This window comes from Citrobacter sp. CK189, assembly GCF_030333505.1.
Classification (GTDB): domain Bacteria; phylum Pseudomonadota; class Gammaproteobacteria; order Enterobacterales; family Enterobacteriaceae; genus Citrobacter_B; species Citrobacter_B koseri.
In genome coordinates this window covers 617,327-633,421 of record NZ_JAOWFV010000038.1, presented here as the reverse complement: position 1 = coordinate 633,421, position 16,095 = coordinate 617,327, and the positions used below count along the sequence as shown (strand labels likewise).

Below are 16,095 nucleotides of genomic sequence, written 5' to 3'. Positions count from 1 at the left end.
TTTAACTATTATCTTGTCCGCTATTCGCTCATAGTTGTCTGTTAAGCCTGCTTAAAAAGCAGGCTTAATGTAAGATGTTTCCCATTTTCCAAGCGGACCCAATATAGGTAGTTTAGTCTCACATGGGGTAAATAGCTTCGTACAATCCGCCAAGTAGAGATTTGAGCAATGATTGGGCTGAACTATGGGTTCTGATGATGTTTCTCACATTTAACTCATATCTTTTTCTATCAGGAAAACCGAGTTTCTTAGCTATGGTGTTTAGCAAGCCAGTCTCTCGGATAGGATATCTAGTCATCAAAGTAACGACATCATTGTTTTGAATAGCCGTGTCGAAAATATCAACTTCAGCAAGGCGAATTTCATTTATATTTAGATGGAAATGAAAGTCTTCATTGGAATTTATATGAGCCTGAGTTGGTATGTTTGAAAAAACCTTACTTCTAACTATTTTTTCTATAGATCTTGAGCACAAACGATCCTTGTTGCTATTCATCACCTTAATTATTTCTTCATTTATGCTATCAAAAACTTCATTTTTATTTTCTATTCCAAGATAGTCTGCATATGCACTTATAACAATTCGTATGACTTCTGGATGATAATAAATTGACTCGACAGAATGAACATCTAAGGTATAAACCCGCCGAGATAAAAGAGAGGAAATTTCACCTTGTGTTTTATTATCATTATCAACCAACCCATAGGCTTCAACCCACTGAAGACTACGGTTAGATGCGATACCAACAACAGAAGCCTCAACATCTTTACAGCTCCCTTTTGGTATTACACTAAAATCATGAAATAAAGATGAATATATAGATAAATCAAGGCTATTTTGATCACCCTCTACAAAGAGAACCTTTCGCCTTGAACCGAATATGCTTTCTTTTATCTCTTCGGGTATGTCATCACTACCATCCAATATATCCAAAGTCCAAGATGATGGATCTTTCGAAACATACTCACAAGATCTAACCAAAATAACTTTTGAATTAATAAAGAAAGACGGGAATAGAATTTCATGAGTCGAGATTAAAAATGAACAATCACTTCTTAAAGAGACTAATTCACTAAGAAGAGGGAGTGTTATTGCTCGATGTAGGTGCCTTTCAGGCTCATCCATAATGATGAGCGTACCAGGTGATGACGTAAGAACGTCAGCGGCAATAAGCAATGCATTTTTCTCGCCATCAGACAGTTCAGCAATACTGTATGTGACATCATCATTATAACTACGGTTCTTGACAATGAAATTGTCATCTTTATCAACATGAATAGATATATCCATGTTTGATTTTTCTATCAGAGAATTAATTACTACAAGAGGCGATTCTGGAGCTTTAAACTCCGGATCATTTAAAGTATTTCTATCATACGCAGATTCTATTTCTCTAGCTCTTCGATTAATGTGCCTTTTTAATTTTGCCACTACCATTCTGTTAGTACTTTCGCCTTGATATAACTTCCACCGAGAATCGACTAGTGTACGATAGTGTCTATTGTTTTGATTTATATTCTCAATTTCACTACCTGTCATATCAATAACTGAATCATTGAACCAATTCTGTCTGTGTGCACTTATAATTTTTACATGGTTATCTGGTAATTGCCTATGGAAATGATTAACTAGTGAAGATTTCCCTGAGCCGTTTGAGCCAATAAGGAAAACAACATCACCATTATCAATATCTACAGTTATGTTACCAACTCCAGTTTTATTTAGTTGTAAAGATTTCAATTTAAAACCTCGCTATTCCTAAAGTAAGTTGTTCGACTGATATCTTAAGATAACAAAATTTTCCCTAGCGATGGTATCCTTCCTCCTTTGCTTCTGGTATTGCCACATCCTATCGGATCACCAAGGTATTCTTTGCCAATACCCATAACGCTTTATCACTATTCATTGCCCCAATAGTGAAATTGCTTACGCCGCTATCACCAATAACGGTGGCAAGTTCCTACTGACAACATTTCGATTAAGCGAAGGGATTCTAAAGAAAATGGATCTGATTTCTCTAGTGTTAGCATTGATATATACTACAAGAGATTATAACCAGCATAAAGTATCCTGCTTGGAAAAGCTTCATACCAAAATGGGGGATGGGACAACTCTGATTACTAGCTATCCTGAGGATGTTATGTCCGCTTCTCGCCCATAGCAGACTGTTCACTTACGTCGGGCAGTGTTGCGTCAAAACGGACGCTACGATTAACCATTTTCTGTCTCTGGCGATCTTAATCGGCTCATAATTCGGGCCGATTAAGATACATGATTACACCGTCGGGATGGTGCCGCCATCTATCACATATTCGGTGCCGGTGATGGTGGCAGCATGGGACGACGCGAGGAAAGCAATGAGCTTCGCCACCTCAATGGGCTTTGACGGACGACCAAGAGGAATACCCCCGAGTGCATTCATGATGATTTGCTTACCGCCTTCGTAATCCGTTCCCGCCTGCTTCGCCAGTCGCTCTGCCATCGCTACCGAAGCCTCGGTTTCGATCCAGCCGGGCGCAACACGAACCACACGAACCCCCTTCGGGGATACCTCTTTCGACAGGCTCTTGCTGTACGCCGACAGCGCAGCTTTTGCCGCCGCATAACCGGTGGTCGATTCCGGTAACGGCAGTTCACGCTGGATAGAGGTGACGTGAATGATAACCCCGCTGCCCTGCGCCAGCATCCCTGGCAGCAGCGCACGATCTAAGCGTACCGCTGGCAGCAGATTAAGGTTGAGTTCCTGCTGCCACTCCGTTTCGCCCAGTGCTGCAAAACCACCTCCAGGTGAGGTAGAACCGCCCGCAACATGGATGATGGCGTCGACACCGCCCAGATGCTTCTGAACGGCTTCAGCTACTGAAGCACACCCGTTGACTGTGGTCAGGTCCGCCGCCACGAAGGCGTCGGCGATACATTCTGTGGGCGTATGACGCGCGGTGGTTAACACCCTGGCACCCAGTTGCTTTAATAATCCAACGACCGCTTTGCCGACGCCTTTGGTGCCGGCAGTAACCAGTATGCGTTTGTCCTGAAAATCAAGATCTAACGACATCAGATAATCTCCAGTGTGTTGATCTTGCCGCCGACCAGGCCGAAAGCATGCTTAAGCACTATCGGGCTGCCGGGAAAATTACCGACGACGTTTGAGGTGACTGTCACCCGGTGACCTTCGGTGAGGAGCTGAACCGGCTCAACGCTGTAGTCAAACGCGGCCTGTGCGGCACGTTGCCATGCCTCGATCGCTGCGTGTCCCTTATGCGTTTTACCTTCGTCTGTCACGACAGCATCGGCAGTAAAACAGTACTTAACGTTGGCAATATCTGCTCCGTTGCTGATCGCAAAATAGTCAGAAATAGCGTGCGGTAGGGCTAATGACATGGCGCTTTACTCCCGTTGTTTACAGTACAGGAATTTTCAACATAGACTGTGAAATTGACAAGTACGCACGAAAAAGTGAGCAACTGAATTATGAGTAAGTTATACACTCCAGAATCTGCCGCAAGCGGCGTGGAGCATGTGCTGCGACTGCTGGAAGGTCGCTGGAAATTAATTATTCTTTTTCATCTGTTCGATGGAAAGGTACAGCGCTATTCTGATTTTGAAAAACTGATCCCGGGTATTTCACAGAAGATGCTGGCTCAGCAACTGCGACAACTGGAAGCCGACGGCATAGTATCACGCACGGTGTACCCTCAGGTGCCGCCGAAAGTGGAATATCGCCTGACCGAGTGGGGGCAAGAACTGTGCCCGGCCCTTGATGCAATGCTGAAATGGGCGGAAAAACGCGAGGATTAGTTGTCACCAGGGCCTTTTTGTCGTGAGCGAAAATCACTGATATCTGGTTTTCGCTCAAATCGGACATGGTTATGCCGAACCTCTTGTCCGGCGTACACCGGGGAACAATGACGATATATTTGAATGGGTTACATCTGGAATAACGTGCAAATACCTGCGTACCATTCCCGTAGTATTAAACTGCCTGAGTCATCACCGATTTAAACTGCGCATGCCACATGTCGTAAAATTTCCCCCGATGGCTTATCAGCGCAGTGAAGTCCCCATTTTCGATGACCTCTCCAGCAGACATCACGATAATCCTGTCGAACTCTTTTATATTACCGAGCCTGTGCGTCACTGCGATCACGGTTGTGTTCAGGGCAAGAATATCATTAAACAGCCGGTGCTCAGTTTCAGGATCGAGTGATGAAGAGAACTCATCAAAAATAAACAGATTGGACTTTCGGTATAGCGCCCGTGCAATCGCGAGCCGCTGCCACTGCCCTATGGAGAGTTCATCGCCGCCGAACTGCTTGCCCAGCCGGGTGTGCTGGTCATACGGAAATCCTACCTTTTTCAGCAATTCATCAACCGCTGGCGACGGGGTTTCTGCATCATAATTATTCAGGGCAATGTTTTCGCCCACCGTGAACTCGTACTTTCCGTAATCCTGAAACACGGTGGCTATCTGGTTCCGGTAACTTTCAATATCCAACCTGTCGAGCGGCACGCCTGACACAGACACCGCCCCCTCACTGAAGGCGTACATGCGCAGGATCATTTTAATCAGAGTTGTTTTTCCGCTGCCGTTCTCACCGAGAATAGCGACCTTTTCACCGGGGGCAATTTCAAGGTTAACCCCATTCAGGGCTGGATGATTACGCCCCTCATACTGAAACCGAAGTCTGTGGATGCTGAGGGCAAAAGGTGTTTCGGCGGGTAAGGTAAGGTGCCCGTTTTTCACCGGTTCAATCTTATCCGTCATAAACGCATGGTAGCGGGTGAAAAAACTGCTCATGCTGACGAGATTCGAACCATAATTGGCTATCTCGTCGAGGTGCGATTTCATCATCACAATGGACTGAAACACCATCACCAGCGCACTCACGGCAATATCACTGGTGCGTAAGTTGTTTAAAAAAAGAGTTACCCCGACGAACAGCATAGTCAGGCTCAGCATCATGGCCGGCACAGGCGTGATTAGCGCGCGGATGCGCTGTTTGTGCATGCGATTATAGGTATTGCGAGCGGACGCATTGAATTTAGTCAGCAGATATTTACCAAGACCGTAAAGCCGGATCTCCTGCAAAAAACTCTTGTCCATACTGACGCCATATACGTAGCGCATCGCAATCGCATCTTTAGACGTGAAGAATAAATCCCGCACGTATCTCTGCTGGATACGCATATTGATGGCAATCATCGGTATGGCGGAAAGCGCGCAAATGGCCGCCCCTGCTCCTGAATAGTTGATCAGAACCAGCAGCAGACTGCCGGCCATGACGATTGCCCGGATAACGTAAATGATACAGATGATGAAATTAAGCGGTCGATACGCCGCTTCTTTTTTCAAATATTCCAGTTGCTCGTAACGCTCCTTATTATCAAACAGGCTCAGGGAAAAGGAGTCGTTCATACGGCACATAATCTTAGCGCTGAAGTGATTGGTCGAAATCTCCGTGACATCCCCCTGAACAAGATTGACCAGAGGCTGCATAAGCTGCATGCCAAGGAGTGAAACACACCAGACCGCAACGTTCAGCATCAGATCGCCGTCGGTGGTTTGCACTGCATGCAGCGTGTTGATTATTTGGCCGGTCATAAAGATGTTGAGGGCCGGTATCAGCCCCTGAAGCAACACAACGACGATAAGTGCGGTAATACGAAGTGGGCATGACGCAAAGACGTACCTGATAGCCAGTAGCACTGACGACCTCCCTTGTTGCAGTAGCCATAGATCGTGTGAGTCGCAGATCATGATAGATGAGAATGGCACTCAATTGCATTAATGGAATGTAACAGTGAACTGGGTTGTGAAGTAGACGTTCTCTCCCATCTCTGGCCATCGGCCAAATGCAATCGCGACTTCCCCTCCCCCAACGCCCCCCTGGTCTGATGGACATTTATCACCCAAACTTAAGCCAAAGACATGGTCTGCGTGGGCATTGTGCTTTACACTGCGCGCTGTAAAAACTGAGTAGATAAACGATTAACCAGGCGGTAAGGCGATGAACGGAACAATCACAACGTGGTTTAAAGATAAAGGTTTTGGATTTATCAAAGATGAAAACGGTGATAATCGCTATTTTCATGTGATTAAGGTTGCCAACCCTGAGCTGATTAAGAAAGACGCGGCGGTGACTTTTGAACCCACCACCAATAACAAAGGCTTGTCCGCTTATGCTGTGAAAGTCATCCCGGAAAGCAAATACATCTATATCGCGGGCGAGCGCCTGAAGCTCACGTCGATCAAGTCTTATCTGGTTTACAGCGAAGAAGTGCCAGCCGATACCCGAATTGATAAAGAAAACGCGGTGCTGTCTGTGGGCGTGCTGATGAGTAGTATCAGACCCAAATCAGCCGCAAAGCCCGGTGAAATGCGCTCGCTGAGAAAACTGGCAATCACCACCTTCCAGGGAACGACGTTAATCTTCTCGGAAGATGAGATAGACATAGAGGCCACGGTGAAACTGCTCAAGTAATTCATCTGAATCCCGTGCCGGAATCCTGCGCCATTCATAAACAGAATTCCGGCTCGCGTGCGCCAGGTACAGACGCAAAAATTACGGGTATAATCACATACATTATTCAACGGTTTCAGAAACGAAGATGACAAAACTCACCTTACAAGAGCAGATGCTAAAAGCAGGATTAGTAACCAGTAAAAAAATGGCCAAAGTCCAGAGAACGGCTAAAAAATCACGAGTTCAGGCGCGTGAAGCAAGAGAGGCTGTGGAAGAAAATAAAAAAGCGCAACTTGAGCGTGATAAACAGCTAAGCGAGCAACAAAAACAAGCGGCTTTATCCAAAGAATATAAAGCGCAGGTGAAGCAACTTATTGAAATGAATAGAATCAGCATTTCAAAAGGCGATATTGGTTTTAACTTCACAGATAATAACTTAATTAAAAAAATAGATGTGGATAAGGCGACGCAAGCCCAGTTGATTAATGGCCGCCTCGCCATTGCGCGTTTGGTTGTTGATAACGGTGGGGAATGTGAATACGCGATTATCCCCGCAAGCGTAGCCGATAAAATTGCACAGCGAGATGCTAACAGTATCGTCCTAAATAGTGCGCTTAGTCAGGAAGAGCAGGACGAAGAAGATCCGTATGCTGATTTTAAAGTGCCTGATGATTTGATGTGGTAATCAACGTTTGTCGTTCAGCGTCCGGCGTGCCGGGCACTGAAAGAACTGAATGCCGATGACGGAAAGCAAAAAGCCCGCTAAAAAGCGGGCTTTTCTAAATTTGGCTCCTCTGACTGGACTCGAACCAGTGACATACGGATTAACAGTCCGCCGTTCTACCGACTGAACTACAGAGGAATCGTGTGAACGGGGCGCATATTAACGACGCTCACGATCATTGTCAAAGCCTGAATGCACAAACACGTTCGTTTGCCGAAATATTCTTCATTTCGTTGGAGATTCAGGCTGAACGGGCGATTTTATGCGCTCTTCACGCTCAGGACGCGGGTATTTCCATAGCCAACGGCCGCTGACCATACGCCAGTAAAACAGTGCGGCGCGCACCGCCCAGTCAAAGAACATCCCCAGCCAGACCCCGACAACGCCCCAGCCAAGCACGATCCCCAGCGTATAACCCGCAACCACGCGGCAGCCCCACATCCCCAGCATCGAAACCCACATTGCAAAACGTGCGTCCCGCGCCCCTTTAAACCCTGAGGGCAACACCCAGGACGCAGACCAAATCGGCATAAACGCCGCGTTCAGCCAAATCAGAACCACGACAACATCTTTTACATCCTGATCGTGGGTATAAAACGAGGCCATCAGTCCCGCAAACGGCGCGCTCAACCATGCAATCGCGGTCAGTCCAATGGTCGATAGCCAAAACACATGACGAAGCTGAATCTCTGCCTGGGAAATCTGACCATTCCCCAGCCGTCGGCCAGTGATGATTGTCGATGCAGAACCCAGCGCGTTTCCGGGCAGGTTGATCAGCGCGGCAATTGAAAAAGCGATGAAGTTACCGGCAATAACGCTGGTCCCCATTCCCGCTACGAACATCTGCGTTAACAATTTCCCACCGTTGAACAAAACAGATTCGATACTCGCAGGGATACCAATCCCCATCACTTCCCAGATAATGGTGAAGTTCAGCGGCTTAAAATAGCTCTTCAACGTAATGCGCAATGCCGGGTTAAAACCAATCATCAACACCCAGATGATGGCGACGGCTCCGATATAGCGAGAGATGGTCAGCCCGAGTCCCGCCCCGACAAAACCCAACCCCTGCCAGGAAAAAACGCCATAAATCAGGACGCTGCTGATCATGATGTTAAGAATATTCATGCCACCATTGATCAACAGCGGAATTTTGGTATTTCCGGCTCCACGCAATGCGCCACTGCCAATCAGGGCGATGGCCGCAGCGGGATAGCTGATCACCGTCAGTTCCAGGTATGTCAGCGCCAGAGCCTTCACCTCGGAAGACGCCTCCCCAGCCACGACATCAATAATCTGTTCGCCAAAATAGTGAATAACCGCCGCCAGCACGATGGCAAAAAGCGTCATGATCACCAGTGACTGTCTTGCGGCGGCCCTGGCGCGACGACGATCGCGTTTTCCCAGGCTAAACGCCACAACCACGGTTGTCCCCAGATCGATAGCAGCAAAAAACGCCATAATGACCATGTTGAAGCTATCGGCAAGCCCTACCCCGGCCATCGCCTCTTTACCCAACCAACTGACCAGAAAGGTGCTCAGCACCCCCATTAGCAGTACACAGGTATTTTCCAGAAAGATAGGCACGGCAAGCGGGGTGATTTCACGCCAGAAAAGAACCTTATAACTCTTACGTTTGGCATACCAGGGCGTACGGGAGACGGCCTGGCGTAAGACTGCGGAGACGTTCAAAGTGGACCTTAATGAAGAAAGTTGAAACCTCATTTCAAATAATGAGGGAGAATCCAAAAAGCTGCAAAGTTTTTTCCCTGTAAAATGTCTGCAATTGCAACAAACTGTTGAGAGAAGCAGCAATTGAACCGTCACCAGGGAAATGAGGTTTGACAAAAGATTTTTCGCCGCTAAGATAAGCCTCCACAACGATTCCTCTGTAGTTCAGTCGGTAGAACGGCGGACTGTTAATCCGTATGTCACTGGTTCGAGTCCAGTCAGAGGAGCCAGATTTTAGTCTCGAGATATCTCAGTGAGTCTTGAGGCGTTTTAAAAGCAGTAGTTAAATTGAACCGGTTGTCCTGATAAGGATTGCCGGTTTTTTGACGCCTGTCGTTTTTGGACACCCCACAGACCTCTCCAGCCCCCTTCCCACTTGTTCTCATTTGCCTACTTTTTTTCTTTATGAGATATGTTATGTTATAACATATCCATTATAATGTAATGCCAACCTATGAAACTTAAGCCTTCTTTGATAGCTCTCGCAGTAGCAGTAAATACTTCGCCTCTGGCCTATGCAGCAGATGAAACCATCGTCGTCACCGGCAGTGACGTATCCGACTATTCCGCCGAATCCGACTCGGCACGTCTTTCATCCGGCTCAGCCTCACGTCTCGGTCTGACCGATAAGCAAACGCCACGCCATACTGAAACCATCAGCGCCAGAACCATTACGGCTAAGGGAAAACGCACGCTCACCGAGGTTGTTGAGACCGCCCCGGGCATGTCCGGCACCAGCTCACCTACGCTCTCAAACAGCGTTTCACTGCGCGGCTTCTCCGGCGTTTCCTGGCTGCTAAACGGCGTGGCTGTACCCGGTAGCACCATTCAAATCGCCGACCCGGTTCATTATGAAAACGTGGACATCCTGTATGGCACAGGCTCCGTTTTAAATGGTCTGAGTTCTGCCGGTGGCAGCGTCAACCTGATATCACGTAAAGCAACCTTTGGTCGACAGCCAGTAGAAGCTGACTATAGCTGGTCAAGCTATAACAGCCATCGCGCCCACATCGGCGCGGGCGGTACGCTTGTTGAGGGTATAGCTGCTGGCCGCGTGGATGTAAGCGCATCAAATACCGGCACTCAGGTTGATAAAGATCGCAGTCGCCCGAAGCGTGTCAGCGCACAGCTCCTGCTGACGCCGACCGATAACACACAGGTCACTTTTGACATCGATCGTAGCTTAACGGATATGCGCAATCCCTATTTCGGGACGCCTGTCATCAACGGTAAAGTTGATCGCGACTTGCGCCATGTAAACTACAACAACATTCAGGATGCGCATATCCGCAGCCAGGCAACCTCATTCCAGTCAACCCAGTCCTGGTATGCAACGCCTGATGTAACCTTTGATAACCAGTTCTACTATTACAAAGGTTTCCGCGAATGGCAGAACGTTGAACGCTATTACCCGTCAAACAAAGCGGGCTATGTTACCCGTGATTCTTATGGCGATCTTGCTCATGATGACAAGCTGACTGGCAACCGTACAATGGTCACCTGGGATCACCCGATTGCATCATTCGCCAACCGCGTGACTGCGGGTGTCGATTTTTCAAAACGCGAATTCCAGTACTATTCTAACGGCTTCCCGGGGGGCGAAGAGGTTCTGCTGACCAACCCCGTCTCCAATGACTTTCGCACCGGTGCGGGTGGCAAGATGCGCTCACCTGTTCGTCACATCACTCAGAACCAGTATGCCTTGCTGCTGGAAGACAATCTGAATATTACTGATGCTGTCGCCCTGTTAAGCCAGTTGCGCTATACCAACCTGGACATGCACTGGAATTACCAGCAGGACAATAAAACCATCAATCATAGCTATAGCTTTATGAGCGTTGGTATTGGGCCGAGCTGGGCCATTAACGAAAACTGGACGGTATATGCCAACTATTCCACAGGTAAAGAGCCCGGCAGCGATATCTTCTTTATCAGCCCTGAACAAACGTCCCTGCCGCTTACAGAAGTTCAGCAATATGAAGCCGGTGTAAAAGGGACATTCGACCACGGCGAAATGAAGCTGGCCGTTTACGATCTCCAGAAAAAAAATCTTTATCAGCAATCGGCTGTCCAGGCCGGTGTATGGAATGCGGTTGGCAAGCAGACTTCGCGCGGCATTGAGTTCAGCGGATTGATTAAACCGCTGGATAGCGTCGCGCTGGCGGGTAATGTGGCTTATACCCATGCGCGCTTTGACAATTTCAAACAAGGTACGCAGGACCTTTCCGGTAATCAGCCGCGCTATATCCCGGAGTGGACGGCTAACCTTTCTGGCCGTTATATGCCGATTAGCAAACTGGGGCTGGGCGCGCAGCTCCACTATGTTGGCAGTAGCTATAACGATGATGCCAACAAAAACAAAATGGGCGATTACACGACCGTCGACCTGAACGCCGATTATGAAGTGATTAAGGACGTTACCGTAGGCGCCCGCGTGCGTAACCTGACGGATCGCTTCTACACCTGGCAGCGTACTTATACAGGGCAAGAAATGATTGCGCCAGGTCGAACTTACGAAGCCTATGTCAACATGCGCTTCTGATGAAACGCCTGGCCTCTCTCGCATTGCTGGCAACCTTCGCCAGCTTTGCGCATCCCGTTACGTTACAGAATTGCGGAAGCTCCTGGACGTTTGAGCATGTACCACAGCGGGCAATCGTCTATATGCCGACCGCAATGGAAAACATGCTCGCATTACATCTGGGAGATTCCGTGATCAGTGCTGTCGGTTATCGGCCAGATGAAGATACCGCGCCCTCCCCCTGGTACAAACCGCTAAAAGCACGTCTCGACAGTTCGCCCTGGTCGGGAGAGGCCTTGCTGAGTTCCCGGCCAGATTTTATCTATTCCGGCAGCTACTACTGGTTTAACAGCCCGGAGACCGCCGGTCGTGAAAGGATGGCTGAATGGGGAATTGGAAGCTGGCTCATTGAAGGGATGTGCAATGGCCTGCAAAGTGGGCCTCCTGCGCCTGTAACCTTCGACAGCATCTACGACGAGTTGCGTAATATTGCGCGCATATATGGCGTGGAGCCGCGTGCAGAAGCGCTTATCAATGAACTGAAGCAACAGGTCGCGGCTGACAGCCGCATAAAACTGCCACGCAGAACGCTCATGTGGTGGTATTCCGGTACGGCAACACCTTATGTGGCGGGTGGTTATGGCGCTTCTGAGCTGTTAACCAAAACCATCGGCAGTAAAAACATCTTTGATAACAGTGCTGAACTGTGGCCCGCCATGAGCTGGGAGGTCATTGCCGAACGGGACCCTGACTACCTGATCCTGGGCGATCTGCAAAGGGGGGGAGATGGCGACAGCGCCCGGAGCAAAATCGATTTTCTTGAACGTAATCCCCTCACCGCAGGCATGAAGGCGGTTAGAGCAAAACGTTACATCATTTTACCTGGCTATGACATGGACGCATCTGCGCGTTCAGTTCTGGCCCTTCACCGACTAGTCACACAAATACACGCTAAGGAACAACATGACCTTTCCAGCCCGCGAATTACTGAAAAACTGGGACGAACAACAAAGCGCCTACATCGCTCACCGTGAAGAACGCTATAACGCCGCGCTGGATGTTCTGGCAATGCTATATGGCGAAGAATTCCATGTGGTGGATCTGGCCTGTGGTCCAGGCTCATTCAGCATGCGTCTTCTGAATCGCTTTCCGGCGATAAGAGTAACGGCTATTGACCTCGACCCGCTTCTGCTTACGCTGGCCAAAGAAGCCTTATCTGAATACAGTGACCGTATTCAGTTCTTCAGCGGCGATATTGCAACAGCGGATTGCTTTGCCGCCATGACCGACAAACCGCAGGCCGTTGTTTCCAGCACGGCCATCCACTGGCTGCTGCCGGAACAGCAGGTCGCGCTTTATCGCAACATCTTTAACCTGCTGGATGAACATGGCTTATTCATGAACGCCGATCATCAGCGATTTGATAATCGCAATCCATGCCAGAAACGGATTGCCCAGCTTCATGACGAAGATACGCAGAAAAAAGCCTGGACAGCGGGAGTGCAGGACTGGGATAGCTGGTTTGCATCGGCCACCCGTCATCATGAGCTGGCTGATTTGATGGACGCGCGCACCGCTATCTTTAAAGACCGCCCGACACCGCTGCCCACCACGGTCGAATTCCAGCTCGCTGCTCTGCGCCAGGCGGGTTTTAGCGAAACGGGTACTCTCTGGCAATTCCTGGATGATTATGTGATCGCTGGCTGGAAATAATCATGCTGCGTTCTCCTGTTTTTCGCCTTTCCATGCTGTTTCCGGCCCTGATGCTGGCGTTTTGCATTGCCATTATGTATGGCCCGGTGACCTTTTCCATGAAGGACGTGGCAAATGCCATACTGGCAGGCTACTGGCATAGCGATACAGCGGGAACGCTTCATCAGCGGATCGTATGGTCTCTGCGTATGCCGCGCACCCTGCTTGCTGCGCTGGCGGGTGCCGCATTAGCGCTGGCCGGAACGGTGCTCCAGTCGTTGACACGTAATCCTCTTGCCGACCCCTGGGTGTTGGGGATCTCATCCGGCGCAGGGTTTGGCGCGGTACTGGTCATTGCGCTTGGTCTCAGTGCGGGCTGGGCCGCTGTACCTGCCGGGGCGTTCTGCGGCGCGATGCTGGCTTTCGCACTGGTGCTTTTCATGGCGCGGAAATCGCTATCCGGCCAGTCCAGCCGTTTTATCCTGACCGGCGTCGCCGTGACACAGCTTCTCTCCGCCGCCACATCATTAACCACGCTCTGGAAAACGGATGCAGACACCACGCGAGGGGTGATGTTCTGGCTGCTGGGAAGCTTTGCACAGGCATCCTGGCTTCAGGTACTGCTTTGCGCACTGGTGCTGTTGCCGATATTTCTGCTCTGCTGGTGGCGGGCAATAGAGCTGGATGTGCTCACGTTTGGCAATGTGACGGCGGCATCGCTTGGTGTGGACGTTGGCGCAATCAGGCTCGCCCTGTATTGTTTATTGACCTTATTGACTGCGGTCATTGTGGCATGTTGCGGAGCAATAGGTTTTATTGGGCTGACCGTGCCTCATATCGCCCGCATATTCATTGGTCATCGCCATCGTTCGCTGCTGCCGGCATCCATGCTGTGTGGCGCGACTTTTACCGTTCTGGCTGATACGCTTGCCCGAACGCTGTTTGCGCCCCGTGAATTACCCGTCGGCATCCTGACGGCGATGCTCGGGGTTCCGGTATTTCTGTTCCTGATTTCACGGACTTCCCGATAAAATACTGACGAAGGCGATCCCTGGCAGAAAGCCCGCTTTTTAGCGGACTTTCTGCCATTTACCCGTGACGAGCGCCACCGGAACGCTCAGATAAGCATTTCCGGCCTGAACAGCGCGCTCAGATTCATTGTCTTGCCCGACACCATGAACTCCCCCTTCCCTGTATAGTGAATCGTCTCAGGGTGTTCCGGTGATGTGGCCACATGCGCCTTCACGACCTCGAAAATGAAAAAATTGTAGCGTTCCACCAGCACATCATCATACAAACAGCACTCAAAATTCGCATAACATTGCTGGATCAGCGGGGCATCAACCTCATCGGCTTCCTGTGCCGTAAGATTAAATTCGGCAAACTTATCGATGTCAGCGCCGGACGAGTTGCCGATTCGCACGACCGTCTCGGCCAAATCCGTCAACGGAACGTTGATCACGCATTCCCGGCTATGACGGATCATCTCAAAACTGTGGTTGCCGCCCGAAATCATCAGCCCGACCAGCGAGGGAGAAAATTCCAGAACGGTATGCCAGCCCAGCGTCATGATATTGGTCTTCCCGTTCCATTTGGATGACACCAACACAACCGGGCCCGGTTCTAAATACCGGCGAACCTGACTGACCGGATAATCAACTTTAGTGATAGCTAAGCTCATAAGATGACTCCTGTTAAAGTGTTCCACAAAAACAGGCCACACTGCTGCGGTAATACCTGAGCAGTCCTCGCGCTACAGCATACTCTCTCTCGTCATATCGCAAAAAATTAACCATACTAATAAAATGGTTTTATGACCGTAATCAGGGTTCCGCGATTCACCTCTGGCAGGCATGACCGTCTGACCTACACTTTTAACAATAGAATTTCAGGCCAACCACAACAACTCAGTGCAGAGGACATTATGGTATCTCTACCTTTTACCCGCTCACTGCGGTTTACGACGGGCACCGAGCTGGAACTCCAGTTAATCGACAGAAACGATACCAGGCTGGTGGATAAAGCGGATATCGTGCTGGCCGATATGGCGCACACTCAGCAAATAAAGCATGAGCTAACCAAGTCAATGATTGAACTGAACAGCTCAGTACACTCTTCGGTGTTTAAACTGCATGAAGAATTATCTTTATTAGCCTGTAACGTCAGGGAAGTCGCCAGAAAACACGGCTGCGATGTTACCGGCGGCGGCCGCCATTTAGATGGCGACTGGCGAGAACAGGTGATTAGCGATTTACAACGTCATCAAAATCTGGCCGTACGCTATGGCTACATCACCAAAATGGCCTGCGTATTTGGGCAGCATATTCATATTGGCGTTCAGGATGGCGATGACGCCATTTATCTGTGTCATGCGCTTATTCCCTACCTGCCCCATTTAGTTGCACTCAGCGCCTCTTCGCCGTGGCTGGATGGCGTGGATACCTCTTTTTCAAGTTCCCGCTTTACCGGGCAGAACGCCTTTCTGAACAGTGAACTGATTGAAAACATCTATAACTGGGACGAGTTCGTCGTATTTTATAACGAGATGGTCGATGTCGGGATCATTAAAAGTATCAAAGATATTTACTGGTACGTCAGGCCACAGCCTGCTCTGGGCACAATTGAAATCAGAATATGCGATATGCCGCTGACAATATTTCATGCCGCAATGCTCACAGGCTATAGCAAAATACTGGCTCAGTATCTGTTAGCCAACCGGACGAATATCGTCAAAAAACATCATGCTATTGAAAAATACAATATCTTTAACGCCCGGCGCGATGGCTTACAGGCCAGCTACGTCAACACGTTAACCAGGCAGCGTCAGTCGCTGGCGAGTCAGATATTGCAGACCGTAGAGAACCTGTCATTACGCACCCACAGTGATGAGGATAAGTACGTTCTGCAATATATTGCCCGGTATGTCAAAAAGGGCATCAATGATTCAGACAGAATACGCAGT

15 protein-coding genes and 2 tRNA genes are annotated in these 16,095 nt (G+C 49.1%); 9 read left to right on the top strand and 8 right to left on the bottom strand.

The genetic code is table 11. The features are described 5' to 3' along the window. Positions 1-118: 118 nt before the first annotated feature. The 3 genes from OGV83_RS12930 to OGV83_RS12915 all read right to left on the bottom strand — a co-directional run bounded on the left by OGV83_RS12930 (position 119) and on the right by OGV83_RS12915 (position 3,382). Positions 119-1,741 (bottom strand): AAA family ATPase, encoded by a 1,623-nt coding sequence (locus tag OGV83_RS12930; protein WP_248623240.1) that lies wholly within the window; start codon positions 1,739-1,741, stop codon positions 119-121. 535 nt (positions 1,742-2,276) lie between these two features. After that, entirely contained in the window at positions 2,277-3,056 is a 780-nt protein-coding gene (locus tag OGV83_RS12920) for an SDR family oxidoreductase (protein ID WP_058669334.1), read from the bottom strand. Beyond that, positions 3,056-3,382, bottom strand: a complete 327-nt coding sequence (locus tag OGV83_RS12915; protein ID WP_286463740.1) for a nuclear transport factor 2 family protein — start codon at positions 3,380-3,382, stop codon at positions 3,056-3,058. The genes OGV83_RS12920 and OGV83_RS12915 overlap by 1 nt, the downstream gene beginning before the upstream one ends. Before the next feature lie 90 nt (positions 3,383-3,472). Between OGV83_RS12915 and OGV83_RS12910 the strand changes: the two genes are divergently transcribed. Beyond that, positions 3,473-3,799, top strand: coding sequence for a winged helix-turn-helix transcriptional regulator (locus tag OGV83_RS12910; protein ID WP_012131813.1), 327 nt, complete (start codon positions 3,473-3,475; stop codon positions 3,797-3,799). Positions 3,800-3,974: 175 nt separating this feature from the next. Here the strand turns inward: OGV83_RS12910 and OGV83_RS12905 are convergent, their stop codons facing one another. Beyond that, positions 3,975-5,708 (bottom strand): ABC transporter ATP-binding protein, encoded by a 1,734-nt coding sequence (locus OGV83_RS12905; RefSeq protein ID WP_286463733.1) that lies wholly within the window; start codon positions 5,706-5,708, stop codon positions 3,975-3,977. Positions 5,709-6,009: 301 nt separating this feature from the next. On the opposite strand from OGV83_RS12905, the gene OGV83_RS12900 reads away from it, so the two are divergent. Both OGV83_RS12900 and OGV83_RS12895 read left to right on the top strand, forming a co-directional pair. Continuing rightward, the gene (locus OGV83_RS12900) at positions 6,010-6,483 is read left to right on the top strand and encodes a cold-shock protein (RefSeq protein ID WP_012131811.1); all 474 of its coding nucleotides are present in this window, start codon (positions 6,010-6,012) and stop codon (positions 6,481-6,483) included. A 127-nt stretch (positions 6,484-6,610) separates the two neighbouring features. Beyond that, the gene (locus tag OGV83_RS12895) at positions 6,611-7,150 is read left to right on the top strand and encodes a DUF2058 domain-containing protein (RefSeq protein WP_012131810.1); all 540 of its coding nucleotides are present in this window, start codon (positions 6,611-6,613) and stop codon (positions 7,148-7,150) included. Positions 7,151-7,251: 101 nt separating this feature from the next. Here the strand turns inward: OGV83_RS12895 and OGV83_RS12890 are convergent. The 3 genes from OGV83_RS12890 to OGV83_RS21570 form a co-directional block, all read right to left on the bottom strand. Beyond that, a tRNA-Asn gene (locus OGV83_RS12890) sits at positions 7,252-7,327 on the bottom strand. Between the two features lie 87 nt (positions 7,328-7,414). Then, positions 7,415-8,914 (bottom strand): EmmdR/YeeO family multidrug/toxin efflux MATE transporter, encoded by a 1,500-nt coding sequence (locus tag OGV83_RS12885; protein ID WP_233593963.1) that lies wholly within the window; start codon positions 8,912-8,914, stop codon positions 7,415-7,417. 1 nt (position 8,915) lies between these two features. Next, the gene (locus tag OGV83_RS21570) at positions 8,916-9,068 is read right to left on the bottom strand and encodes a DUF5951 family protein (RefSeq protein ID WP_153258860.1); all 153 of its coding nucleotides are present in this window, start codon (positions 9,066-9,068) and stop codon (positions 8,916-8,918) included. A gap of 6 nt (positions 9,069-9,074) precedes the next feature. Between OGV83_RS21570 and OGV83_RS12880 the strand changes: the two genes are divergently transcribed. The 5 genes from OGV83_RS12880 (at position 9,075) to OGV83_RS12860 (ending at position 14,164) form a co-directional block, all read left to right on the top strand. Beyond that, positions 9,075-9,150: transfer RNA gene (locus tag OGV83_RS12880), tRNA-Asn, on the top strand. A 224-nt stretch (positions 9,151-9,374) separates the two neighbouring features. Beyond that, a complete protein-coding gene (locus OGV83_RS12875; RefSeq protein WP_286463732.1) occupies positions 9,375-11,462 on the top strand; it encodes a TonB-dependent siderophore receptor in 2,088 nt (695 codons plus the stop codon). Further along, positions 11,462-12,475 (top strand): ABC transporter substrate-binding protein, encoded by a 1,014-nt coding sequence (locus tag OGV83_RS12870; RefSeq protein WP_286463731.1) that lies wholly within the window; start codon positions 11,462-11,464, stop codon positions 12,473-12,475. Before OGV83_RS12875 ends, OGV83_RS12870 begins: the two co-directional genes overlap by 1 nt. Then, the gene (locus OGV83_RS12865; protein WP_110494087.1) at positions 12,405-13,154 is read left to right on the top strand and encodes a class I SAM-dependent methyltransferase; all 750 of its coding nucleotides are present in this window, start codon (positions 12,405-12,407) and stop codon (positions 13,152-13,154) included. The genes OGV83_RS12870 and OGV83_RS12865 overlap by 71 nt, the downstream gene beginning before the upstream one ends. Before the next feature lie 32 nt (positions 13,155-13,186). Further along, positions 13,187-14,164, top strand: coding sequence for a FecCD family ABC transporter permease (locus tag OGV83_RS12860; RefSeq protein ID WP_172958466.1), 978 nt, complete (start codon positions 13,187-13,189; stop codon positions 14,162-14,164). An 86-nt stretch (positions 14,165-14,250) separates the two neighbouring features. Here OGV83_RS12860 and OGV83_RS12855 read toward each other — a convergent pair whose 3' ends face one another. After that, positions 14,251-14,814, bottom strand: a complete 564-nt coding sequence (locus OGV83_RS12855) for a flavin reductase family protein (RefSeq protein ID WP_104868499.1) — start codon at positions 14,812-14,814, stop codon at positions 14,251-14,253. 243 nt (positions 14,815-15,057) lie between these two features. Between OGV83_RS12855 and OGV83_RS12850 the strand changes: the two genes are divergently transcribed. Beyond that, the coding region (locus tag OGV83_RS12850; RefSeq protein WP_286463728.1) for a YbdK family carboxylate-amine ligase at positions 15,058-16,095 on the top strand (1,038 nt) is incomplete at its 3' end.

Excerpts from the sequence above, each read along its gene's own strand:
- OGV83_RS12870 (WP_286463731.1), top strand. The coding sequence starts at position 11,462 with ATGAAACGCCTGGCCTCTCTCGCATTGCTGGCAACCTTCGCCAGCTTT.
- OGV83_RS12885 (WP_233593963.1), bottom strand. The coding sequence starts at position 8,914 with ATGAGGTTTCAACTTTCTTCATTAAGGTCCACTTTGAACGTCTCCGCA.
- OGV83_RS12860 (WP_172958466.1), top strand. The coding sequence starts at position 13,187 with ATGCTGTTTCCGGCCCTGATGCTGGCGTTTTGCATTGCCATTATGTAT.
- OGV83_RS12855 (WP_104868499.1), bottom strand. The coding sequence starts at position 14,814 with ATGAGCTTAGCTATCACTAAAGTTGATTATCCGGTCAGTCAGGTTCGC.
- OGV83_RS12920 (WP_058669334.1), bottom strand. The coding sequence starts at position 3,056 with ATGTCGTTAGATCTTGATTTTCAGGACAAACGCATACTGGTTACTGCC.
- OGV83_RS12895 (WP_012131810.1), top strand. The coding sequence starts at position 6,611 with ATGACAAAACTCACCTTACAAGAGCAGATGCTAAAAGCAGGATTAGTA.
- OGV83_RS12910 (WP_012131813.1), top strand. The coding sequence starts at position 3,473 with ATGAGTAAGTTATACACTCCAGAATCTGCCGCAAGCGGCGTGGAGCAT.
- OGV83_RS12915 (WP_286463740.1), bottom strand. The coding sequence starts at position 3,382 with ATGTCATTAGCCCTACCGCACGCTATTTCTGACTATTTTGCGATCAGC.
- OGV83_RS12900 (WP_012131811.1), top strand. The coding sequence starts at position 6,010 with ATGAACGGAACAATCACAACGTGGTTTAAAGATAAAGGTTTTGGATTT.
- OGV83_RS12865 (WP_110494087.1), top strand. The coding sequence starts at position 12,405 with ATGACCTTTCCAGCCCGCGAATTACTGAAAAACTGGGACGAACAACAA.
- OGV83_RS12875 (WP_286463732.1), top strand. The coding sequence starts at position 9,375 with ATGAAACTTAAGCCTTCTTTGATAGCTCTCGCAGTAGCAGTAAATACT.